General features: G+C 46.5%; 20 protein-coding genes. 11 read left to right on the forward strand and 9 right to left on the reverse strand.

The genetic code is table 11. The features are described from left to right. Positions 1 to 154: 154 nt before the first annotated feature. The 3 genes from HB364_RS15440 to HB364_RS33525 form a co-directional block, all read right to left on the reverse strand. Positions 155 to 826, reverse strand: coding sequence for a hypothetical protein (locus tag HB364_RS15440; RefSeq protein WP_167289122.1), 672 nt, complete (start codon positions 824 to 826; stop codon positions 155 to 157). 63 nt (positions 827 to 889) lie between these two features. Continuing rightward, the gene (locus HB364_RS15445; RefSeq protein WP_167289123.1) at positions 890 to 1564 is read right to left on the reverse strand and encodes a bZIP transcription factor; all 675 of its coding nucleotides are present in this window, start codon (positions 1562 to 1564) and stop codon (positions 890 to 892) included. Positions 1565 to 1851: 287 nt separating this feature from the next. Then, the gene (locus tag HB364_RS33525) at positions 1852 to 2703 is read right to left on the reverse strand and encodes an AraC family transcriptional regulator (RefSeq protein ID WP_167289124.1); all 852 of its coding nucleotides are present in this window, start codon (positions 2701 to 2703) and stop codon (positions 1852 to 1854) included. Positions 2704 to 2847: 144 nt separating this feature from the next. On the opposite strand from HB364_RS33525, the gene xylA reads away from it, so the two are divergent. Further along, the gene (gene xylA / locus HB364_RS15455; protein WP_167289125.1) at positions 2848 to 4176 is read left to right on the forward strand and encodes a xylose isomerase; all 1329 of its coding nucleotides are present in this window, start codon (positions 2848 to 2850) and stop codon (positions 4174 to 4176) included. A gap of 95 nt (positions 4177 to 4271) precedes the next feature. On the opposite strand, the gene HB364_RS15460 is transcribed toward xylA, so the two are convergent. After that, entirely contained in the window at positions 4272 to 4787 is a 516-nt protein-coding gene (locus tag HB364_RS15460) for a hypothetical protein (RefSeq protein WP_167289126.1), read from the reverse strand. Positions 4788 to 4975: 188 nt separating this feature from the next. On the opposite strand from HB364_RS15460, the gene HB364_RS15465 reads away from it, so the two are divergent. Further along, complete coding sequence (locus tag HB364_RS15465; protein WP_167289127.1) at positions 4976 to 6010, forward strand: sensor histidine kinase; 1035 nt, start codon at positions 4976 to 4978, stop codon at positions 6008 to 6010. After that, positions 6007 to 6744 carry a LytR/AlgR family response regulator transcription factor gene (locus HB364_RS15470; RefSeq protein WP_167289128.1) on the forward strand — a complete coding sequence of 246 codons (738 nt, stop codon included), beginning with the start codon at positions 6007 to 6009 and terminating at the stop codon, positions 6742 to 6744. Before HB364_RS15465 ends, HB364_RS15470 begins: the two co-directional genes overlap by 4 nt. A gap of 23 nt (positions 6745 to 6767) precedes the next feature. On the opposite strand, the gene HB364_RS15475 is transcribed toward HB364_RS15470, so the two are convergent. From HB364_RS15475 to HB364_RS15485, 3 genes are all read right to left on the reverse strand, one after another. Next, entirely contained in the window at positions 6768 to 7235 is a 468-nt protein-coding gene (locus HB364_RS15475) for a hypothetical protein (protein WP_167289129.1), read from the reverse strand. A 75-nt stretch (positions 7236 to 7310) separates the two neighbouring features. After that, positions 7311 to 9014 (reverse strand): GMC oxidoreductase, encoded by a 1704-nt coding sequence (locus HB364_RS15480; protein ID WP_167289130.1) that lies wholly within the window; start codon positions 9012 to 9014, stop codon positions 7311 to 7313. Positions 9015 to 9107: 93 nt separating this feature from the next. Next, positions 9108 to 10919: an AIPR family protein gene (locus HB364_RS15485; protein WP_167289131.1), complete on the reverse strand. Its 1812-nt coding sequence runs from the start codon at positions 10917 to 10919 to the stop codon at positions 9108 to 9110. A gap of 816 nt (positions 10920 to 11735) precedes the next feature. Between HB364_RS15485 and HB364_RS15490 the strand changes: the two genes are divergently transcribed. Beyond that, complete coding sequence (locus HB364_RS15490; RefSeq protein ID WP_167289132.1) at positions 11736 to 12446, forward strand: hypothetical protein; 711 nt, start codon at positions 11736 to 11738, stop codon at positions 12444 to 12446. Here HB364_RS15490 and HB364_RS15495 read toward each other — a convergent pair. Together HB364_RS15495 and HB364_RS15500 are read right to left on the reverse strand one after the other, a co-directional pair. Beyond that, on the reverse strand, positions 12419 to 12985 hold the full coding sequence (locus tag HB364_RS15495; RefSeq protein WP_167289133.1) for a P-loop NTPase family protein: 567 nt from the start codon (positions 12983 to 12985) through the stop codon (positions 12419 to 12421). The genes HB364_RS15490 and HB364_RS15495 overlap by 28 nt on opposite strands. Before the next feature lie 23 nt (positions 12986 to 13008). Further along, positions 13009 to 13572 (reverse strand): RNA polymerase sigma factor, encoded by a 564-nt coding sequence (locus HB364_RS15500; RefSeq protein ID WP_167289134.1) that lies wholly within the window; start codon positions 13570 to 13572, stop codon positions 13009 to 13011. 128 nt (positions 13573 to 13700) lie between these two features. Here HB364_RS15500 and HB364_RS15505 point away from each other — a divergent pair, with 128 nt between their 5' ends. The 7 genes from HB364_RS15505 to HB364_RS15535 all read left to right on the forward strand — a co-directional run bounded on the left by HB364_RS15505 (position 13701) and on the right by HB364_RS15535 (position 24315). After that, positions 13701 to 14699, forward strand: coding sequence for a FecR family protein (locus HB364_RS15505; protein WP_167289135.1), 999 nt, complete (start codon positions 13701 to 13703; stop codon positions 14697 to 14699). A gap of 36 nt (positions 14700 to 14735) precedes the next feature. Beyond that, the gene (locus HB364_RS15510; protein ID WP_167289136.1) at positions 14736 to 17927 is read left to right on the forward strand and encodes a TonB-dependent receptor; all 3192 of its coding nucleotides are present in this window, start codon (positions 14736 to 14738) and stop codon (positions 17925 to 17927) included. Between the two features lie 27 nt (positions 17928 to 17954). Next, entirely contained in the window at positions 17955 to 18704 is a 750-nt protein-coding gene (locus HB364_RS15515) for a hypothetical protein (RefSeq protein WP_167289137.1), read from the forward strand. Positions 18705 to 18726: 22 nt separating this feature from the next. After that, entirely contained in the window at positions 18727 to 21399 is a 2673-nt protein-coding gene (locus HB364_RS15520; RefSeq protein ID WP_167289138.1) for an MBG domain-containing protein, read from the forward strand. A gap of 29 nt (positions 21400 to 21428) precedes the next feature. Further along, positions 21429 to 22547 (forward strand): type IX secretion system outer membrane channel protein PorV, encoded by a 1119-nt coding sequence (gene porV / locus HB364_RS15525; RefSeq protein WP_167289139.1) that lies wholly within the window; start codon positions 21429 to 21431, stop codon positions 22545 to 22547. 228 nt (positions 22548 to 22775) lie between these two features. Then, entirely contained in the window at positions 22776 to 23351 is a 576-nt protein-coding gene (locus HB364_RS15530) for a hypothetical protein (RefSeq protein WP_167289140.1), read from the forward strand. A gap of 10 nt (positions 23352 to 23361) precedes the next feature. Continuing rightward, positions 23362 to 24315: a nucleotidyl transferase AbiEii/AbiGii toxin family protein gene (locus tag HB364_RS15535; RefSeq protein WP_167289141.1), complete on the forward strand. Its 954-nt coding sequence runs from the start codon at positions 23362 to 23364 to the stop codon at positions 24313 to 24315. Positions 24316 to 24590 lie beyond the last annotated feature (275 nt).

Here is a 24590-nt window from a genome sequence, read left to right on the forward strand (position 1 = left end):
AAGGCAAACAGAAAGGGTTGCCCTTGCATCTATTAAGGTAGGGCAAAAAAGGTTGACGGCGGCTGCGTATTACTTAATCGTTTAAGTATTGGGTATAGAAAAAGGCTGCCACAGGTTATATGGGCAGCCTTGAGCGACGGTATCAAACCAGGGCCTAGTCCCTGGTAAACAGTTTTAATTTCCCGCTGAAGGTAAGCCTGGTAGAAACTGGTTTACCCTGGTTGGGCACATAGTAGGAATTGACGTTGGACGTATATTCCGTCGTGGCAGACGATACAACCACCAAAGCAATATCACCGGTAGCAGGGTTAAAGTTATTAACCGTGATATTAATAGTAACGCCATTGGGATAAAGATTGCTATCATATCTGGCCCTGTCGTCATAAGCGTCGAAGTCATTGTCCCAGTAATGAGCGCTTTTGGGGTTGATAATTTCCTTCGTAGCGGGTTTGTACCTGAATGCTACCCAGGCGCCTTCATACCAATATATTTCATTGATGCGCTCAATGTAAATATCATAAGAGCCATCGCCGTTATTGATCATTCGTTGGGTACGGCTGTCGCTGGCTTTAAACTTATAAGTACCCTCTACGGTCCGGGTGCCATTATTGTTATCTCCAAAGTTGGTGACCGCTACCATCGGCTCATCTGATCCCAACAGGTGTTCCGTTTCATCGGCCTCTTTCCCGAGCCCGGAATTTTGTTGTTTTAATGTTTCTACCCGGTTCCTCAGGGTCTTGATATCGTCTTTCAGGTCCTTGTTGCACGACGGAAAGAAAGCCGATCCGGCAACCAGCAGGCTAAAGACAATGAATGATCTTTTCATTGAAATATGTTTTGTCGGTTTAAGTAAGGGTTGATGATTGGTTACTGCCCCATTGTGCAGCCATTATTCCCCTTCGTAGGGATACAGCTTTAATTTACCGGTAAATGTAAAATTGGTAGACATTTCTTTGCCCGGATTGGGTGAATAATAGGAATAAGCATTGCCCGTGTACTCACCGGTAGCTGTAGCAGAAAATTTCAATGCAATAGCGCCAGTGCTTAGGTTAATGCTATCGAGCGTGATGTTAAAGGTCAACCCCTGTTGGTACAGGTTATAGTCGTACCTGGCGTTGTCATAATAAGCGTCCTCATCGTCCCAGTATTGTCCCCCCCTTTTATTGGTGATCTCTTTGGTGGCGGGATTGTAGGTAAATGCTAGCCAGGCCCCTTCGTACCACATCACATCGCTAAAGCGTTCGATGTAGATATCGTAGTTGCCATCGCTTTTTTGTACCAGTCGCTGGGTTTGGTTATTGCCCGCCTTAAAATGGTACTTGTCTTTGATGGTCCTGGTAACATTGTTGTCGTCCACAAAAGTAGTGGTGGCCTCGATCGGCTCGTCGGAGCCTAAAGAATTCTTAATGTCACCGATCTGTTCCTTCAATTCAGAATTGTGGTCTTCGAGTTCCTTTACCTGTTTTTCGAGATCGCGGATATCGTCTTTCAGGTTTTTATTACAGGAGGAGAACAGGGCGGCACCGGCAACCAGTGCACTGAAGATTACTGATGATTTTTTCATTCAGGTTTGTTTTTAAATGGATATTGTTAATTGTTATAGAGAATACAGGTAACCGGGAAGATCAGGAGCGGCATTGTGTGATGGCCATGGCGGCTTGCCCCGGCAAAGATGGTTGGGTTTCATGGTAATTGAATTTTATAGATTATACTTCTTATGGATAATCCGTTGACGAAGAAAAGGGAACTATCCTAAAGAACAAAGCAACTTCGGGTGAAGTGCTGTTTTTATTGGTTAAAGCGACAATAATAAAGGAGTGTTCCGGAGCCCGCTTGAAGCTACCCACTTAGTTAAACAGCAAACCCTTCCATAAACTGCCGCCTGAACTGGCTGGGCGTTTGCTGTTTTACTTCCTTGAACTGCTTGCTGAAATGCGCCCAGCTTTTATACCCGCTTTCATAACAGACCTCCAGTATGGGCTGGCTGGTAGTGGTGAGCAGTTTACAGGCATGACTGATGCGCAGGTCGCGGATAAATTCGAAATAAGTCTTCTTAATGTTCTTGCGGAAGAACCGGCAGAAAGTAGGAATGGTCATATTGGCCACGGCGGCAATCTCTTCCAGGGTAATGGGTTCCAGGAAATGTTTGAAGGAGTAATCAATGATCTTTTCTATCGCGGGGTTGACAGAAACGGCCGGATCATGAAAGTCTGCGGCCAGTATCTTATACTGCTGGGAGGCGCTGAGCTTATGCAGGCATTGGAATAACAACAATAATTTCTCAAACCCTTTGGCTGTATGCAGGGCATGCATATCCTGCTGCATCTCTTTCTTCAGTCTTTTCTGTAGCAGTATACCATTATTCTTTTTCAGCAGAGCTTGAATGGTCTTCATCTCCGGCATCTGGAGTAAACCCTCTCCCCAGCAGTCACCGGTAAAATGCACCACCAGTACCGCACAGTTCATCTTGGGATGGTGCTTCCGGAACCAGTGGGGGAGGTTGCCGGCAATAAAGAACACATCATTTACCTTATAGTCACATACATGATCACCGATCAGGGCAGTGCCATGCCCCTTTAAAATGGTGATCAATTCATACTCCGGATGTTTATGCCAGTTCGTTTCAAACTGCGGCGTTTCATACACACGGCAGGCAAAACTCTGGTTAGCATCCGGCTCTACTCTCTGAATAAGCGTTTTCACTGGTAAATAGCAAGGATTTTATCAGTCTTTTACCATAAATGTACCATCATTTGATAAGATAGCATATTTTCTTTTAAGAATAGCAGTTGTACGGGACGGCAAATCCTGTAATATTTGCGGATTGTATTACACCAAAACGATTATATGAAAATAGTAACCGGGTCTACGGAATTCTTCAAAGGGATTCCTGCCATCAAATTTGAAGGCTTGCAAACAGATAATCCATTGGCCTACCGCTGGTACGACGAAAACAAAGTGGTAGCCGGCAAACCCATGAAGGACTGGCTGCGTTTTGCTGTAGCTTACTGGCATTCTTTCTGCGGTAGCGGCGCCGATCCTTTTGGAGAGGCCACGCATCTTTTCCCCTGGGATGTTAAAAAAGATCCTGTTGAAAGGGCTAAAGACAAAGCCGATGCTGCTTTTGAATTCATCACCAAAATGGGCCTCCCTTATTATTGCTTCCATGATGTGGATGTAGTGGAATATACCAACGATGTGGAAGACAATGACAAAAGACTGGCCACCCTCACCCAATATTTAAAGGAGAAACAGGATGCCAGTGGCGTAAAGCTGTTGTGGGGCACCGCGAACCTGTTCAGCAACAGGCGGTATATGAATGGCGCTGCCACCAATCCCGATTTTCATGTGCTCACCCATGCCGCAGCACAGGTGAAAGCAGCCCTCGATGCTACCATTGCACTGGGCGGCGAAAACTACGTATTCTGGGGCGGCCGCGAAGGCTACATGAGTCTGCTCAATACCAACATGAAAAAGGAGAAAGAGCACCTGGCCCGCTTCCTGCATGTATCCAAAGACTATGCAAGGAAAAATGGCTTCAAAGGCACCTTCTTCATTGAGCCCAAGCCCTGCGAGCCTACCAAGCACCAATACGATTACGACGCAGAAACCGTGATCGGCTTCCTGCGCCAGTATGACCTGCTGAACGATTTCAAACTGAACCTCGAAGTAAACCACGCCACGCTGGCCGGCCATACCTTCCAGCATGAGCTGCAGGTAGCGGTAGATGCCGGTTTATTGGGCAGTATGGATGCGAACCGCGGTGATTACCAGAATGGCTGGGATACCGACCAGTTCCCCACCAACCTCAATGAGCTTGCCGAAACCATGCTCATCATCCTGGAAGGTGGTGGATTTAAAGGTGGTGGCATCAACTTCGACGCCAAGATCCGCCGTAACTCTACCGATCCGGAAGACCTCTTCCATGCGCACATTGGTGGTGTGGATACTTTTGCCCGGGCGCTCATCACGGCTGATGCCATCCTGCAAAAAAGTGCGTATAAAAAGATCCGCCAGGAGCGCTACAGCTCTTTTGATGGTGCAGAAGCAAAAGCTTTTGAAGCAGGGAAATCCACGCTGGAAGACCTGCGTGCCTATGCCATCAAAAATGGTGAACCGGCAACACGCAGCGGCAAACAGGAATTCATCGAAAACATCATCAACAACTACCTGTAAACCGCAGGCGTTGTATCTATAACTTCATTGTGCCGGTAACCGGAGGTCCGCTGTATGAAAGGACCTCCGGCCCGGTATTTTTCATGGCGCTACTGCTACTTTATTTTTATCTTGGTTTCTTTTAAGCCTTTTTCCTGCAGATAATTGTACAGCTCTTCTCCTTCCTTACCAGCCAGCTTTGCATGGTGCAACAGGGTAAACCCGTGCGGCCCATTGGCAAAAATGAGTTTGGGATAGGCTTCCAGCACAGGCTTTACCAGCGCTGTTTTTCCCAGCGTAGCCAGCACAAATAACGTTACCCTCGATCCTGCATTGATCAGGTACTCTGCAATGGCTACATTACCCACATGGCCCGCGCCTTCAATAGCTGATTCAAAATCGCCGTTCCCCCAGTCATACTTGCTGTGCACCAGGTTAGGGTATTCCGCCACCATGGTCTGCACTTTTGAAAGGTCTTTATGACCGGCGCCTACAAACTCTTTTACCAGACTGGCTGCATAGGGTGGGGGTGGGTCTTGTTTGGCGGGCGCCTGGCCGCTGGTAAACTGGTTGAGCAGTATCAGTCCGGCAGTGCCGCCGGTAACTGTATACAAAAACTTCTTTCTATTCATAGCTTGTAAATTTTTATGAAAAATTAGTGTGGTCCTGACCCGGCTGCAAATCATTTACGCCAGCCCTTTGCTTTCCGGGGTGAAGCGCAAGGGAAGCTGTTCACCCAGCAAAAACTGCCTTTTACCCGATTCTACAAATCCATCTGCTCATTTCCCTGTATTTTTAAATCATAACAATCCTTCCTGCCATGCCGCGGGCCCGTTTATACTATACCGGCTTTCTCGTCATCTTTACCCTCTTCTGGCTGCTGTTTAAAATAGGGGGCATCGCCAATATTTACCGGGCGCTGGCATCCACCGCCATTGACATGGTTTTTAGTATAGCGGCCATGTGGGTCACTATTGCTATACTGCTGCCGAAAGGGTTGTATACCAAAAAGTATAAACTATTTGCAGGAAGCTATCTGCTCCTGATCTTCTTAGCCGGCAGCCTGATCATCCTGGGGCAATTGGAGCTGGGTGGCAGTTCCCTCCTGCAATACAAGGAAAAAGTAGCCCGCAGCAACCATTATTTTTACTGGTTCTGGTCAGACCTGATCTTTGGTTCCTACTTCCTCGTATTCATGATCACCGCAGCAGGGGCTGCCATCCGCTTTGCTTTCGACCGCGTAAATGCACTGAACCATATAGAGCAACTGGAAAAAGAAAAACTGCAAACGGAACTGGAGCGCCTTAAAAACCAGTTGAACCCGCATTTCCTTTTCAATGCACTCAATACGATCTATTACAAAATAGATCGCAATAACCAGCCCGCCCGGGAAACCTTGCAGGAGTTTTCAAAGATGCTGCGCTACCAGTTATATGAATGTGACAAGGCGGCTATTGAAATAGAACAGGAGCTTTGGTTCCTGCAATCCTATATTGAACTGCAAAAAGAACGGATGAACAGCAACTACCGCATCTCCTGTAAAGGGTTTGAGGATGTGACGGGATTGACGATCACCCCTTTTTTATTGTTGCCGATTGTGGAGAATTGTTTTAAACATGTATCGCAATGGACGGACCGGGAAAATGAAATTTGTATTGAATGCGCGCAGCAAAAAAACACCTTCCTGCTGGTCGCCTCCAACAGCATGCAGGATACCAATGGTCATCACCACGGTGGTATTGGTTTGAAGAACATTCAAAAACGGCTGGAGCTCATTTATCCCGGCGCGCATCAACTGACCATCCGGCAAACCAGCGAACGGTTTGAACTGTCCCTGCAACTTCAACTGTCATGAAACTGCGTTGTATCATAGTAGACGATGAACCTTTTGCCCGCCATGGACTGGCAGAGGATATCCGTACCATTGACTTCATGGAAGTGACCGGTATTGCCGAAAGCGCTCTGCAGGCCATGGAACTGCTGGTAAAGCAAACGCCCGACCTGATCTTCCTGGATATAGAGATGCCCAAACTAAATGGGTTTGACCTGCTGCGTACGCTGGAGCAACCGCCCATGATCATTCTCACCACAGCGTATGCCCATTACGCCCCGGAAAGTTATGACCTGGGTGTCATTGATTACTTACTGAAACCTATTTCCTTTAATCGCTTGCTGAAAGCATGTCATAAAGCGAAAGACTATTATACGCTGATTCGTGGGGACACGAACCAGGGCAGCCTGGCAGGATCAGGTGTAAACGATTATTTCTTTGTGAAATGCAATGGCCGGCAGGAAAAGATATGCTTACAGGAGCTGCTGTATATTGAAGCTGCCGATAACTACATCTTTATCCATACTACAAGCAAAAAGCTGCTGGTATACCATACCCTGAAAAACATGGAGGAATACCTGCCGGCCAACCGCTTTATAAAAGTGCACAAATCATTTATTGTTGCCTTTGATAAGGTAGACAGCCTGGAAGGAAACCAATTATTTATCGGGGAGCGCACCATACCAGTAGGCAGAAACTTCCGGGATGCACTGGCCGAACGGGTGGCCAAGAATAAATTGCCGGGAGCGCGAAAATAGGGAGCTGTGTTTAATGGTAGGTTTTATCCCATTCCCGCCATAGAGGCTATGAAATAGTTTGAAGCATATACACCCAGTAAGATAAATAAAATGTCTTGCGGTTTTTCGTCGTATGTGATGTCATAATTATATTGGAACTTACTCCAATTAAATTTGGGGTCAAACTGAATTAGCTTTTCTTCGTCTCTATTTTCAATGATGAATTTGTTATTAAAAATACCTGTTGCTTTTAAAACAAATTCTTCTCCGTCCTGAAATATAAATACAATTTGTCCACGCCAATTCATTTTTAAGTTTGCTATTTCTGCTCCGTTTTTTGTCACGGTAATGCTTGTTCCAAAAATTCCAATTGGTGCAATTTTATATAGTTCTGAATTTGTCAGCCTAATTTCAGCTTTATGGGAAAATAAGTTTTGATAAATCAGTTCGCCTAACAATTGTCCGTTGTCTGTTAATTGAAAGGTCTTTTTATTTGTCGATTTTGCTTCCATTTTGTGCTGTTTTTAAGGTTAACGTTTTAACTCGGCAGGGTCGTTCTGTACGGTGACTGCTATGCTGAAATATCTTTAATTCCCCAGTTTATTAGCCAGCCGTAGCGCCAATGCTACCAGTGTGCGGACGGGATTGGCGGCTGAACTGAAAGGCATTACCGACATATCACATACATACAGGTTGGAAGTGCCGTGCACACTCAGGTCTTCATCTACTACAGAGCCGGCAGCAAAGGGCGCATCGAGCCGGGGCCTGTAAGGCATGCGCAGGCTGCCGGCTGCATGATGCACGGTGCCATAGCCGAAGCCATTACCGTGTTTATTGAAAACACTTTCTTCTCCGTCTTTCATTATTGGCCGGGCTGCTTGGCCGTTGTGGCTGAACTGCGTAAAAAGCTGGATAGCTACTGCATTCATCAGGTCGAATATCTCCTTGTTACTTTTGTTCCATCCTGCCAGCGCGGGAAAGCGTGCTTGCGACAGGTAGTCGGCCCAATGCTGGTTCCTGAACTTTATCTCCGGTATATACCCAAAAGGTGGCGGTGGCAGGATGCGGTTGTTGTCATCGAGGCAGTTGCCGTAGCTGATCTTGATGTCCATCCTGGAGACGCCATCCGTTTGGATAGGTGTTCCTGGTGCACTGGGATCATTCTCGCGCAGATGCCAGTATTCGTGGTTGATATTCACTTCCACATTGAATGGATAACGGACCTGATTTTGCCCGTCGCGCCGCCCGCGGGAATACAAGATGATCTTGGCATGTACATCTTTGGGAATGGCCAGGCCATCAATATGATCGATCAGGCTGGTCAGTTCATGCGAAGTGGGATGGTCGGTAAGCCCTACGCCTACCAGTTCACGTGTGGCAGATGGCAATGTGGTGAACAGGCTGGAAGAGCGGCGCAGCAGTTTGGGACTTTCGATGGAACCGCCTGCCAGCACCACGGTAGGAGCATAAAAAGTGCGGAAGCTGCCATCCAGTGTGTGGCTGGTAATAAGCTGGTAGCCGCCACCGGGAGCGCGTTGTACGTCTTCCACAAAATGATTCAGCAACAATTGCAGGCCAGGTCCTTTGCCCTGGTTTTCGTGCGAGATCAGTCCGGCCTGGTTGATCAGCAGTTCGGCTGTATTGAATACGCCGGTTGGTTCTGTATAGAACCGGTCTTTCGGCGTGCCGTCGGCGGCCAGGTAGGGTTGGTGCAATGCACGGGGTGTTTCCCGGATGATGAAATCGTCCTTGAGCGGACTGTTGTTGAGCTTTGCCACAATTTGGCTGGCCACCGTACCCATGGATACGGATTCGTTCATCTTGATGCCTGCTTCCTGCAGCAGGTTATTGGCCAGGTCGTTCCGTACGGCGGCTGGAAAGAAGTCCAATTCCCAGGGCTGTATGGTGGGTATCAGTCCCGACCAGAAGACTGAGCGTCCGCCCAGGTTGAGTTGTGGCTTTTCGCCGATATATTCGGGATGCGACTGGTCCTGCCCGTGTTGCCAGAAGGTATCACAGGCAAAATGCTTCGCCAGCCGGCTGTTGGGAAAGCGGCAGATATTGTACACGTGCGTGGGGTAGATGAAGGAGCCGGCTTCCAGTACCAGGATGCGCCTGGGCGTGCCCAGCCGGTCGGCCAGTTCATCGGCCAATACGCCGCCCCCGATACCGGAGCCAATGATGATGATATCAAACCGGGTATTGTCGCCGGTATATTGCGGGAAAAAACGGGTATGCGCAGGACCCGAAGCGGATACAAAATTGGCGTAGGTAAATGGCGTGAAGCTCATAAGCGAAGGTTTGACTTTGAGGAGTTAATGACTTTTGTGAGCTTTATTCGTCAAGTATAAACAGATGCTATAAGTCACTATATGTCTGCAGTTTTAATGTCCATCTCTACTTGCCGTAATGTTTTTGTTGGTAGTAGTTTGTGCCGAAAAGTAATTTAGAATATCTTGCATGAATCGGTCACTTTCAAACCATTTAGCATAATTGTAACTTTGGTAAGTGGTTACTTCGCCAGTGCGTTTATTTGTTCTCGTTTTGGTTTCTGCTATATTGTCTCTATAGTGTTCTAAAAAAACTTCCCAGTTTTCATTTACTATTTTATAGGAATTGTCAGCAATTTCTTTATATTTTTGAAGGTTCGTTGGTTTGAATAAAACCGTCATAACGTAAACTTTTGCATAAGTTGATATATCTACACGCTGAGTTGGCTGTTTAGTTTCATTGAGTCTTCGAAAGCACAAATAGCCAAAAAAAGCATTGTCAGCTTTATCGCTGTCTGTTAAGGCTTGAAAGGAGATGCCCTGTTTAAGAAATAATTTTTTTTCACGAGCCTTAGTAATACGGCCATTTGAGCAATAAAACATTCTAAAGAATAGATTTCTTTCCATCACGGAATCTGATGGAATATAACCATTAAAAATGCCATCTGCAAATTCACCTCTTTTTCGTTCATAGAGCAATCCGTATTTATCGAATAAGAACTTCTGAATTTGAACCTGAAGTTTTTCATTTGCCATTTTATCAGCATTAATTACTGGTGTTTGCTTATTCGTCGCTTCTGAGATATCGTTGATTAAGTCTAATTTGCTTTCATGTTGTTTATTGTTAAGAAGAGTTATTACTTTTAAAAGAACTTCTTTGTTTTTGAAAACAGATTCAACATCTTTAGTAATGTTTTCTTCATAGATGCGGCTCAATGTATATGAGGTCTGTCCACCATTTATAATTTGAGGATTTTTTACTATTAACTGTGCTTTGTTCTTTTGTCCAATTTTCTCATTGATATAAGTTTCATCTGATAGCATAGTAATCCCATTGTTGAATAGTGCAAATTCATTCGTTTCTTTTTCTATAATTGTTTCTCTAATTGCATTATTTACATGTTTACCCTCATGGCCCAAATAGCTTCTTGGATTGTATTTTAGAATAGAATTTTTATATTTATACATTATTCTCCCTAATTCAATTGTAGGAACAAACAAAACTGTTATTTCACATTCTCCTTTTTTGGTTTGAACTGTATAGCTTATTTTGCTGCCTGCGTTTTTATTGCTTAAATCAATGTTTATGTTTAAGTCAGTTGCGTTGAAGAAGGTTCCTGTGATTACGGGGAATACTAATTTATCATAACATTGCTCGTAGTTGAAAATTTCTGTGGCAAAACCTCCTGTTAATTTCCGCAAATCACTTGGTTTTATATTAGACAAGTTTGCTAATATTATTACTTGATTTGAATATCTAGCTATGTTTTCAGTTGTAGATATTTCCCGTTGTAGCTGTTTTATCTTGCCATTATATTCCTTGCCAGTTTCATCTTGTTCTTCTCCATCAAGAATTCGATTGACATCCATTACTAAAACTTCCTCTAAGGCAATTTCTTTTGTTTCAAAATTACTTCCATTAGTTCTGAATTTTGATTGTATAAAGTACGCAGTTCTGTTTTCTTTGTTAATAAAGTACCCGTCAATGCCGCCATCATAGCTGCCATCTGTGACAAAATGTTCTCTTTCTATGAAGTCGAGAAGGCCAAAGCTTACTTTAAGATATAAGTGAATAAAAGCTCTAGAACGAGCTTGATTTTGTTCCTCAGAGTTTTTAAACTTTTTTGGGTATTTACTGCTCATAGAAGCAGGTGCTTCTTTAATAATTGTGTCCAGAATATTGATTAGAGTTTCAAACTTTGTCATAAAATTATTATCAACGGACAAGCCTCTCTAGAGTATTAGTTTGCTTATTATACCAACTACTAATTAAATCGGCCTGCTTTAATGGTATAAGATGTTTTATAAGTTCAGGACAGATCGTTTCATCTTTATTCGAGTATGAAAAAAACGTTTATTGTTAGTTCAGACTTCATATGAGTTGAAGTCTGCATGCAATATCAGATTGTAGCGGAATCGTCTCCCTATTCCGATATTACAAAAAAACACCCAATGCACTGATTTTGCATGAAGCGTGGCAGGTATAGTTATTATTCTAACAACAAAATGGTGTTTCTGTACTAAAAGCAATTCATATTTATTATTTTATGCTTTGATATTCACCTATAGTAATACCCACATGCTTTCCTATGCCTCTTCTCCACCGCCTCCTTAACCGCTACAGTATCAATCTTATGTGTACACCTGCGTAATCCCTGGCAGAGTCGGTTGTGATACGCATAACTGGTGCCCGACCGGCAGATGTATACTTTAGGTTCAGACACGCAACTGAACCACACCACCGCAAGGATAAGCAGTGTCTTCATGGGAGTAGGGGAGTTTATCCTATAACTGTAGCCAGGCCGTACAGATTGCCCCGGGCGCCCGGGAATGTGCAAAATCTTAGCTTAAGTCAAACTTTGCCGTTAGGAAGTCGCCGGTAAGGTGGCAAGGTGATAAGTTTTGATCCTCTCCGTCCATTAAATCCTTTTAATCCCGGTACAAACGGTCCAAACAAATGCAACGTTCGTAACTCATTCCTTGTCAATGGCCTGTAATCAACACCCAAACACTGTATTCTATATGCGCTTTACTCATCCCTGCCTCGTATTTTTAGTCTGTACCCTTACTTTTGTAGCCTGCTCAAAAAATAAAGACAATCCCAAGCCCGAAAAGCAGCCTCTCCGGCTATGGGCCGGACAGGATACTGTCATCGCTCTCACCGGTACCGGCCAGTACACCGCCATGTCAGACAGTACACAGGTGGCGCAGGTGACCGTTCAAAACGACAGCCTGCACATCACTACCAGCTACCCCGGCCCCGCCACCATCCATATTACCGGGCCGGATAACCGTACTACCGACCTGAAGCTGGTAGCCAACTCTGTGATAGGCACCTGGAACAGCGTGAAAGGGGGGACAGGCGGGTGGACAAGCATTGAGGTACAATGCAGTGATCCTGCATTGGCCGCCAGCCTGCAGGAACAATTGTCTGAAAAGGAGATGAAGCCGGAAAGCATCCGTGCCCTTGCCTTCCGGGACTATGCCGATCTCGCTTTCCAGGAAATAAGGACTGACAACATCAGAAGACAGGGCACCTTTTCTTTCCATGATCTTACCCTTACCTTAACCGAAGGCAGTACCGTGGAAGTATACCGGCTGATCCCTTTCACACTAAGCAGGTTTGCGCTTGAACAGGACCTTACTGCGCAATTCCAGGCCATTCATCCGGGGAAAGGTATTACCAAGGTTACCCGCACCCGTTACTACACAGTTGCGGAAATACCGGGATAGCCGGATAGGAGCAGCTTGTTCATGACCTGCTCCACCTGCTCTTCCGTGGTATAATCTCCTCTTAGTTGCAGTACCGGGCAACTCAATTGTTGCATCCACTGTTCATGAGCCTGCAAGGTCCTGTTGGCTATGCCGGTACCAGGGTCATAATCTGCTGCCCAGGCAAGGAAGTCCTCATATTGTTGCTTCCGGCCGGGATCAGTATAAATGACCGTACCATACCTTTCCAACTCTCTTTTTTTAAGCCGGGCCATCCTGATAGCAGGTGGTACCCATAAAAACACTACGAGGTCAAATGCCGGGAATACATCTGCTCCCCAGTCAATAACAGAACCGCCTAATATCCAGGAAGTGGATTGGAGCGCCTGTTGTACCAAAGCATTTCTTTCGGCTGGTTTGCGCCGCAGGGTATAAGGCGGTTCCGCTCTTTCCCAGAAATAATCATCACTGTCAATATAGGGAATGGAAAGTTTTTCCGAAAGGGCAAGTCCCAAGGTAGTGACGCCACTGGAGGAAGCGCCGAAGATATGTAACCGCATAGGAGAAAGTAAAAAAGTATATATTACAACTTCAACATTGAAGAAGACGCAACAATAGTCAATATCAGGTTATAGTCAGTAAGCAGGTCATTTTTTAGTAACCGGATAGCGCGGCTCATGTATTTTTCCACCATGCTCACAGACAGGGACAGTTGTTCTGCGATTTCCCGGTAACTCATGCCTTTTTCCCGGTGCATCAAAAACACTTCCCGGCAATTGCCCGGCAGGCGGTCAATGGCCTGGTCAAGCGCCTGTAATTGCGCCCTTCCATTATCGGAAATATAACTTTCGGTGATACTACCCGTTTCTTTCTCCAGGTTTTCCAGCCATTGGGCGTCTTCCCGCATGCGCCGGCGTACCTCATCTATCAGCAGGTTACGCGCATACGTCTTTACCAGGGGCAGCGCCTCTGCAGGATCACGGATCACCTCTATCCGCTCCCAGATCTTCAGGTAACATTGTTGCAGCAGATCTTCTATCAGCGTAGTATCACTCGTAAACCTTGACAGATAAGCAAATACACGGTCTCTTGTTTCAAGATACAGACGGGTAAAAACGAGGTTGGATGAAGAGGGCGCCGGTTGCATAGCACCGCAAAGGTAGAAGAGCCGGTCAGCTCTTTTGTTACCAAATTATTAATTGACGCTTTTTCGCTGAAATTTAATTGAGGTAAAAAACGTGTTTGACGTGTATAGTATAGACCCAACCCTAAACTATGCAACTAACTGCAGTGCAATGGCAGCGTTATATGGATAATACCTGTAGCGAAGCTGAACGTAAAGAGATCTATACTTATCTGAACAGCCTCACCGCGGAAGAACTGGCCTCCTTACTGGAGGCCGGGTTCCCGGAACAGGCAACCACCATGCCGGAAGCCATGGCGCTGCGACTGAATAAAAAACTGGAGCAGGCTACCGGAATCATACTCACTGAAAAACGACGACCGGTATTGTCAATAGCTTTCCACCGGTGGATAGCTGCTGCCAGCATTCTATTGGTGGCGGGGCTTACACTCTATTACTTTTTGCCCGCTCCATCAGGCGCCAGGCAGCAGCAGACCGAGATAGCCTCCAGGGATATCAGCAATACCACCCACCATGTTCAAAAGATCACCTTGCCGGATGGAAGCATGGTTTGGCTTTCACCACAATCCATGCTGCGTGTACCAGATAATTTTAATCGTGCTACCCGTGTGCTGACTTTATCAGGGCAGGGTTATTTTGAAGTAGCGCATGATGCAGCAAAACCTTTTAGCGTGCAGGCCGGCCCTGTACAAACCACTGTACTGGGTACCCACTTTAACATAGAAGCATATCCGGCAGAATCACACACCGCTGTATCGCTTACGCAGGGCAGGGTAGCCGTGCGCGCGCGCACCGCCGGTGGCGCAGACAGTATGGTATACCTGCAGCCAGGTCATAAGCTGGTGTATCAAAACGATGTGCAACAATTCACCCTGCAGCCGGTGGCTGTTGAATATGAAACAAGCTGGGCCGGTGGTGGCCTGGTGTTTGACAGTCTCGATGTGCGCGATGTATTCTTACGGCTTGAACACCGGTTCAACATAAAGATCCAATTCGATCCAATACTCTTCAAGGGGAAGAAATTGACGGCTGTTTATCCCAAAGCCGATCTGTCCGTCATTCTCCGGAACATGGCCTTTGTACAGGGCTTTAATTACCGGCAGCAAAAAGACACCATACTCATACAATAACAACTTATATACAAAGCATACAAACAAGTTTCTACTATGTATTTACTTTATCGCAAGCCGAAAAGGCCGGCCCGGCTATTGATCATTTTGTTGATGTTATGGGGCATGCCCGCAACAAGCCAGGACATACAGCAACCGCTGAGCCTCTCTATGCAGGATACCAACCTATCCGGGGTATTGAGTGCCTTGGACAAGCAAACCACTTTTACATTCTCCTATGATCCGGCTGTCCTCAGCAAAGTACCCTTGAAGGATGTCAGCTATAAAGCAGTGCCATTAAGCAAAATACTGGAGGACCTTAAAGCCCGTACCGGTATTGAATATTCCATTCAGCAGGGGACCATCGCTTTCCGGCCTGGTCCTGCTGCTCCTGCCACAAAAACAATAGCCACCATCACCGGGCATGTGGTGGATGAAGAAGATGGTAAAGGCATTCCCGGTGTTACCATCAAAGTAGTTGATAAAAATGTGATCAGCCATATTGACGGTTCTTTTTCAATAAGCGTATCCCCGGGCAAACACCATATCCTGTTATCTTCTGTTGGGTATGAGAAAAAAGAAATTACGGATGTGGTATTGACCGATAAACAGGTGCTTGAATTAAACCTTACCCTGAAGCGGCAGAAAGGAAGTCTATCCAGCGTAGTAGTACAGGCCAGTGCAAGAAAAGAAAGCATAGCGGCCTTGTACAGTCGCCAAAAGAACAATACGGCTATTTCTGATGGTATCAGTGCCGAACAAATACGGGTAACGCCGGATAATAATACGGCACAGGTATTAAGAAGGGTAAGCGGCATCACCATTCAAAGTGAAAAATTTGTAACCGTTCGCGGCGTGAGTGACCGGTACAACAACGTATTGATCAATGGCGCTTCCCTGCCCAGCACCGAACCCAACAGGCGGAACTTCAGTTTTGATATTGTGCCCAGCGCCCTGGTAGATTATATAGTGGTGAATAAAACGGCCACGCCCGATCTGCCCGGCGAATTTTCCGGCGGTCTGATACAGATCAATACCAAAGACATACCCTCTAAAAATTTTCTGGAAGTCACCATCGGCACCGGCTTAAACACAGCCAGTGATGGCAAAGGCTTCCTCAGCTTTAAGCGCGATCCGCAAGCCTGGCTGGGTAAAGTGGGTAAAGACAGGAAATGGTTTGGGGATGGCAAACTCATTGATCCGACGGTGTATGGCAAAAGGGTCAATATTCAAAATGACACTGCTTTCAGGAATGCTGTCGGGGGTCAATTGCCCAACCGGTGGAAAGTGCATCAATACGCCTATTCGCCGGTACATAATTTCCAATTGAACGGTGGTATGGCCCATCATTTTGCCGCCGGTAATACCCTGGGCTTTGTGGGAACACTTACTTACCGCAATGAAATGTTGTACGAAGAAGGCGATTCGCGGGTGTTGCAGCAGTCGGATTTTGATGCGCAACGCTATCGCTATACCACCACCATCGGAGGCCTCTTTAATATGGCTTACAAGACCAAAAAACACAAGCTGGCCTGGAAAAACATTTACAACCGTAAATACAGTGACCAGTTCGATCAGCAGGTAGGTGCTTACATTTCCGATGGCTGGTATTCGAGAAGAAGGAGTCAGGTGACACTCACCAATGATCTCTTGCTTTCCAAGCTGGAAGGAGAACACAACATCGGGAAATTTGGCCTGAAAGCAGACTGGTACGGCGAATACATTCAATTGATACGTGAACAACCCGACACCAGGTTTATCACCGGCCAGGGCGAAAAACCTATACAGGGCGCCCAATCCAAATACACGGATGATGGCAGGTATACCTATGACCTGAACAACCCGCTGATCGTAAAGAACGGATTGTATGCTTCCCGGCTGGAAGAGATCAAGAAAAATGCCGGCCTGAACCTTTCCTTGCCCTTCCATATAGGCAATGCAAAGCAGCTTTTTAAAACGGGCTATGGCTGGTCGGAAAGAAGCGCCGATTTTGATGGTACCGGTTTTAAGATCAGGGAGGTGCCTCCCAGTAGCAGCTATCTCCTTGCAACAAAAGGATTGCCTTATGAAGACATCGCTATACCGGAGGCTTTCTCCAGCGGCAAGCTGGAATACTTTGCTGCTTATACCAGGTCGGAAACCACGGGCGACCGGTATGAAGCTGGCCAGCAACTGCAATCGGGTTATGGTATGCTGGACCTGAAGTTCTTTAAAAAACTGCGTGTAATAGGCGGTGCGCGCTATGAGCAGAATAAGATCACCATATCTACCGTACAATACAATAACAACGGGCATAGCGTGTTCAGGGACACTTCCTATTATGAAAAAGACTGGCTGCCTTCGGTAAACCTGGTGTATAGTTTTACCGACAAGCTGAATGTACGCGCTGCTTATAGTAAAACATTGGCCCGTCCGGATTTTGTGGAGCGATCGCCTTATGTGTACTATGATTTTGTGGAACTGGCAGAAGTGGTGGGCCAGTATGCCCTGAAAACTTCCCGCATTCAAAACTATGACCTCAGGCTGGAATATTATCCCGGCAGTAATGAGATACTGTCCGCCTCTCTCTTCTATAAAAAATTTCAGGACCCGGTGGAGCGGTTCTATGTTATTGGCAGTGCTATGAATACCATTGAGTACCGGAATATGTACGAGGCAACTGCCAAAGGGGTGGAACTGGATGCCCGCAAGAGCCTTGGTTTTATAGCGCCCAACAGCAAATGGTTGCAGCACCTCTACATCAGCGGCAATTATACCTGGCTTGAAGGCGGTATCAGTTACTTTGAAACCAAGAAGAACCCGGATACCAATAAAGATACCCTCGTGCTGGCAGATGCCAGCCGTCCTATCCAGGGCCTATCGCCTTACATCATTAATGGCGGTTTGAATTACCAGGGGGATATATGGGGCTTTAACATCGCCTATAACCGTACCGGCCGCCGCATTGTAAATGGCGGAACGCATCCTACCCTCATTCAATATGAAAATCCGAGGGATGTGGTAGACCTGCAATTAAGTGGCCGGTTCCTGCAGCAAAAACTGGAAGTAAAATGCAATATATCGGACCTGCTCAACCAGTACTTCATTGTCTATAGCAACAATATAAACGGGGATAGCAGTGGCGGCTTTGCCACAGAGGGGCCTAATAAGGACCCCAAAGGAGAGGCTTTCAATGAGGAGTTCGACCTGATCAATTATAAAGTGAAAAAAGGGGTTGGGTTCAGTATCAACTTCACGTATAAATTTTAGCAAACCTTATTGCATAAAAGCAATTATATGAACAGGAAATTTTCAACAAACAGCATTTTGTTCTATTGTGTGCTGATCGTATTACCGGGCCTGGCAGGATGTTCCAAAAGCATCAAAACCATGGACGATCCGAAGTTTATGTCCCTGAGTATCTATGCAAAAACAATAGATGCCCTGCAATTAAAAGTGACCGCCGGTGACGAAATATTGACACAATCCATCGTTACGCCTGATGGACAAGTAAGCGTAACCTTTCTGCATACGGAGCCGGAGTACCGTTTTGGGGTGTACGATGTATTTACTCACCAGGCTATACTGGATACGCTGGTCTCTATCAATACCATCAGGGCTGGGGGCAGGAAGATCGTATTGCTTCAATCGGTGCCGGGTGGAGAGATGGTGTGGGTAGGCCCACCCCCGGCCAGTGAAACCTTGCCAACCAGTGATTCCACAAAAATGTCTATTGTATACACCCTGGCTGCGTTGCCCGACCAGGTAAAGGTGGTGGTGGAAAATAGTATCGGCAACACCAATAACTACCATGCTACGGACAGCTTTCTGCTGCAAAAAGGTGAATTCTCCCATTACTTCACCGGTAACAGAACCTCCAAAGGAAAATTACAGTTGAAGTTTTATACGCCCGATAGCAACCGTACGCTGGTAGCAGCGATCACCAATGATTTCAACAGGCTCGACGACAAATTATATGTGTTTGCCTTCCGCACAGGCAAGCTTTCCAACGGCGTGTATTCGCTCACGGCAGAAAATCTTTATTGAATCAATTTAATAGTCTCCCGTCATGAAACTATTTTCCACTTTAATCCTTGCTTTATTCATTAGCGGCCTGTCTTACGCCCAAAGTATTACAGAGATATTAATGCCACAGTACATGCAGGGTACCGGCAGTTTCACTGCAGCAGACGACCGCCGGGTGCCTTATGTATGCCGGCTAAAGCTCAATGGACTGCTTCCCAATAAAACCTATCGCTATTATACCCGTATGGCGTTTCCTAATTCTTCCGGTACAAGTGGTGAAGGGGCGTACATACTTGTAAAAGCCAATGGCGATTTTATACGGGTAACTTCTCCTTCTCTGGCCACTGCCGGACGCTATGACGAATTTACGACCGATGCGGCGGGCTCACATACGGGTTGGTTTATCTCAGAAGCCAGTAGTTCTACTACCTTTAATCCGGGCACTGAGCTGAAGGTAAGAGTGACCTTAAACAATGGTAATGGTGGCATAGGTCCGGTACAGGCGCTTACGACCACCAGCACGGTGAAAATACGGGCATTTGATAATACCCCTGCCGGTGGTTCTTCCATCAGAAGCACACCCGTGACCGGCGCTACTGCCAAAAACTTTGTTTTCCTATGGGATAACCAAGCAGGTACAGGCAGGCCGGTAGCAGGTAGTTTCATTGAAAGCGAAGGAACTGCCGGCACCGTGGCGAATGGATATGCGCCGTTTTATGCCAATGATGTGAATGGGGTGGATAAAGCCTGGGGTACGATTGTCCCGAATAACCTGGCCAACGGTATTCTGCGGATCGGGCAATACAGTTTGAGTAATGCCAGTGAAGTAGGGTATAAATTATCTTCCGATGGTTACTGGCCTTCACCGGCAGGCGTCAGGGTAAGCACCGCCAATCCAACAAACGGATTAACGACTACCATCGTGCTGGATGGCGCGGTGGCTAGGCTGGATGGAGCGAACGTTAAATCAGACCAACTGATTACCTTCAATACCTTGCCTGCTAAAACCTATGGCGATGCTGATTTTGCCGCCGGTGCTACAGCAGGCGCCGGAACGCCCGTGACTTATTCCAGCAATAATGACAATGTGCTCTCTGTTATAAACGGGCAATTGCATATTGCCGGTGCGGGCGCCGCTGATATTACCGTTAATCATCCGGGTGATGATTTTTATAACCCGGCTCCGCCCGTTGTACAAACCATCACCGTTAACAAGGCGTCACTCACCATCAAAGCAGATGACCAGGCAAAAGTGCAGGGCCAGCCGAATCCGCCGTTGACGCTTACCTATACAGGTTTTGTGAACGGGGAGGATGCCACCAGCTTAAACCCGTTGCCGGTGGTGAGCACCACGGCCACCACGGCATCACCGGCCGGCACTTATCCCATCACAGCGGACGGGGCCGGTTCTTCCAATTATGCAATTACTTATGAACCCGGTACATTAACAGTGACGTCTGTTGCCCAACAGCAAACGATCCAATTTGGTCTGCTGCCGGCTAAAACGTACGGTAATGTCAGCTTCGATCCCGGTGCTATTGCCACCTCAGGATTAACCGTCAGCTATACCAGCGATAACCCCGCTGTAGCGGCCATTGTAAACGGCCAAATACAGATTACCGGTGCAGGCACTGCTACCATTACTGCCTCGCAGGCAGGAAGCGATGCTTATGAGCCTGCTGCTGATGTAACACAAACACTGGTGGTGAATCCTGCCGCTTTAACTATCAGCGCAGATGATAAAACCCGTTTATTCAATCATCTCAATCCTGCATTGACGATCACCTATACTGGTTTTGTGAACAATGAAACAGCGGCTGTTTTGTCAAGTCCTGTCATCATAAGCACCACGGCTACCGTATCATCGCCTGTGGGCAACTACCCGATTACCGTGGAAGGCGCTACGGCCACGAATTACACCATTACCTTTGACAATGGTACATTAAGGGTGGAGCCTTTGATAGCGCAAACGATCACCTTCCATGACCTGCCGGTAAAAACCTATGGCAACGCTGCCTTTGCTGCCGGCGCCAAAGCCAGCTCGGGTCTTACTGTTGAATATGCCAGCAGCAATCCTGCAGTGGCTACGGTTGCCAATGGCATTATCACCATTCATGCAGCAGGCACAGCGACTATTACAGCCAGCCAGCCGGGTGATATGTCTTTTTCATCGGCTGATCCGGTTACGAAGCTGCTGACAGTGAAAAAGGCCAACCTCAGTGTGACTGCTAAAAGCCTCACCAAAAAAGAAGGCGAGCCCAATCCATCGCTGACCATCCTGTACAACGGTTTTGTGAACGGCGATGATGCAGGCGATCTCACACAGGCGCCGTTTATCGGTACGGCTGCCACTACTGCTGCAGTGGCCGGCGTGTATCCCATTACCGTATCAGGGGGGCTTTCATCCTCCAACTATAATATTGCTTACTTAGATGGTACACTTACGGTGTTACCTGTGAGCAGTGATACATCCGGTTGCAATGCTTACATCAGTACGCCGGGCAGACTGCGTATCAATTACTATGCTACTACCGCCGAAAAAATAACCATCCAGTTATTCAGCAGCTACGGAGGCAGGGTACTGAATAACAGTCTGACTGCTGTGAAAGGTATGAACACCTGGTATTTTGAAGTAGGCAATTTGGCAACAGGGGTTTACCCTTTACGCATCAGCAGCGAAGGGCAGGTACGGAAAACCAAAGTCCTTATCCGTTAACAACATGATCAAGTTTAAAAATGGAAGTAATGCGCAATAAAAAAATAACTATACATGTCCTGACAGCCTGCATTGTATTAATGACAGCACACAGGGGGCAATCGCAGGAGCACAATACCAATACCATCAACGTTACCACCACAGCGGTACCCTTTCTGCGTATATCGCCCGACGCGCGCAGCGGCGGGGTAGGGGATGCTGGTATGGGTTTGTCGCCGGATGCCAACAGCATCTATTACAACCTCGCTAAAACACCATTTATAGCCGCCTCAGCGGGTATAGCCGCCAGTTACAATCCCTGGATGAAAGAAGCGGCCGATGATATGTATCTCCTGGCGCTGGCAGGATTTTACCGCCTGGCCGATCATCAGGCGCTGTCGGCCTCGGTCAGGTACTTTAGCCTGGGCAGTACGCCATTTATTGATTACAGCGGGAATAAATTAATGAGCTTCAAGCCAGCCGAATATACCCTGGAGCTGGGCTATGCCCGCCAATTATCTTCCAGGATCGGAATAGGTATAACAGGCCGCTACATCCATTCACGCCTGGCTACCGGTGATGCCAGTGGCGCCAGCTATAAGGCAGGGAATGCGGTAGCCGCAGACATATCTTTCTATTACAATGGGCTGGTTGAAAAGAAAGGCTGGACTGCCGGCCTGTCTCTATCCAATCTTGGCTCAAAGATCTCCTATGCAGGCAGGGAGCAAAGGGATTTCTTACCGGCCAGTCTAAATGCAGGAGGATCATTTACCGAAACATTGGATGAGGACAATGCCATCAGTTTTATGCTGGATGCGAACAAACTGCTGGTGCCGGAGGTGCCGGCCAATTCAGCAGGCATGAAGGCATACAGGGAAACGGGTGTGATGAAAAGCTGGTTTGATTCTTTCAGCAATGATGCCTGGCAACTGGGGCTTGGCATAGAATACGGTTATAAGGACCTGCTGTATCTGCGGACGGGCTATAGCAGAAAAAGCTATGCTGCCGGCAACTGGCAAAGCATTACGGCCGGTATTGGCCTGCAGTGGAACCAGGCCATGCTCAACTTTTCCTATATGGTGCCCACAGGCGATAAGATCAGCCGCAGTCCGCTCAGCAACACCATCAGGCTGGGGGTGTTGTTTAACTGGCACAACCCGCAGGAATAAATTCAGGCCCCGCTTTGAAATCCACAAAACTTTTACTGTCCGCTTCCCCCAAAAGCGTTCCGGTATTTTATGAAGAAGGATTGCGATATTGTTTGCAAAGAGGCCGCCGGAGCGGCCTCTTTTTAATGCCCCAAAGGCTCGGATATTTCGTATTTTTGCATGAAATTTACATGAAAATTCGGTCGTCTTTATTGTAGAGTAGCTAGTGTTTTATGTAATTAAGTAATTATGAGCCAATTAGATGTGTTAAAAAATAACCTAAAGCAAGGTCAAGTGTACCGGCGTAACGATTTAACCAAATGGTCTAAATCGGTAGACCGGCATTTGCGTGAGCTTACAGAAGATGGGACGCTTGAAAAGTTATCCCAGGGGCTCTATTATTATCCCAAAATGGGCACATTTGGTAAAACACCGCCAGACGAAGATGTTTTAATAAAGAGTTTCCTGGGCGATAACAGGTTCCTGGTCATGAGTCCGAATGCCTATAATACCCTGGGAGTTGGTACTACACAGTTGTATAATACAAGATTGGTATACAACCACAAGCGGCATGGTGACTTTCAATTAGGCAACAGGCCATTTTCATTCCGGCAAAAGCCGCATTTTCCAGGCAAGCTAACCGAGGAGTTTTTGCTGGTAGATCTGTTAAATAACCTGGATACGCTTGCCGAGGATGTAGACAAAGTGCTGGAGCTGGTAAGTGGAAAAGTGAAAACTATGGACATAAAAAAACTTAAATCTACTGTGAGCAAATACGGAAACGCCAAAACGAAAAAGTTTTTTAGCTCCACTTTCCAATCTTAGTTTATATAGAATGGCCGCAGATTTCCTCCATAACCACCCGGAATTTGAAGATCTGTTACTGATTCTGGAAAGCCAAACCGGTATTCTTGCCAATCTGATTGAAAAGGATTATTGGATTATGCATGTATTGCACGGGCTTAAACGGCAAGGTTATGAGTTTGAATTGAAAGGCGGCACTTCTTTGTCGAAAGGTTTCAGGATCATTGAACGCTTCTCTGAAGATATTGATATACATATCAAGCCGTCTGCTCACTTCAGCATTAATGAAAATCCCAATAATAATAAGGAAAAGAATGTAGCAGCGAGAAAGGCCTTTTATGACTGGCTGGTCACTGATATTAAGATCGATGGTATTGTGTCTGTTCAGCGCGATCATGTTTATGACGATCCTAATTTCAGAAGCGGAGGCATCCGGTTGCTATATGATAGCAAAACGTCCATCTTGCAAGGTGTAAAGGAAGGTATCTTGCTGGAGGTAGGTTTTGATACAGTGACCCCCAATCAATCAGTTGCCATCAGTTCCTGGGCCTTTGATCGTGCGCAGGAAACATCAGGCCTTGAAATTATTGACAATCGGGCTGCTGATACCATTTGTTATAATCCGGAGTATACTCTTGTCGAGAAATTGCAGACGATTGCGACGAAGTTTCGCAGGGAGCAGGAGACTGGCGTAGAGAGTAAAAATTACATGCGGCAATATTACGACGTGTATAGCCTGTTGGGTAACGAAAGAGTTCAGTCATTTATAGGAACTGAAGAATACAAAGCACATAAAGAAAAAAGATTTCCGGCCATTGATTTTAACATCCCTATTGCTGGTAATGAGGCTTTCTTACTTTCAGAGCCCGCACTGAGAAAGCGATTTGATGATCGATATAAAGCTACGGCTGCACTGTATTACAATGGTCAACCAGACTTCGCAGTGATACTGGAAAGGATAGAAGAATACCTGGACAGGCTTTAATGTTTTTAGTGCTGATTCCTTACCTGTAATTTTTTATAGAATGTTACAGGAACCCGGACCTGCAATATTTCAAAGAAGACTATGCCGGTCCGGGAAGAAGAAAGAAGCTTACAGCCTGCACTGCAAATCCCATATCGGGCCGGACCGTGTTTCTTAGAAGACAGCTTTTACCCAAAAAAGGGTGAACCGGCTGATCGTTTCCGGGCATCGCCTTCACTTTTCGGGTATTACTTTCATTGATTACCAACAGTCTTGAGCTAGCCGTCTGAAAAGCG

The sequence above is a fragment of the Paraflavitalea devenefica genome (assembly GCF_011759375.1).
GTDB classification, from domain to species: Bacteria; Bacteroidota; Bacteroidia; order Chitinophagales; family Chitinophagaceae; genus Paraflavitalea; species Paraflavitalea devenefica.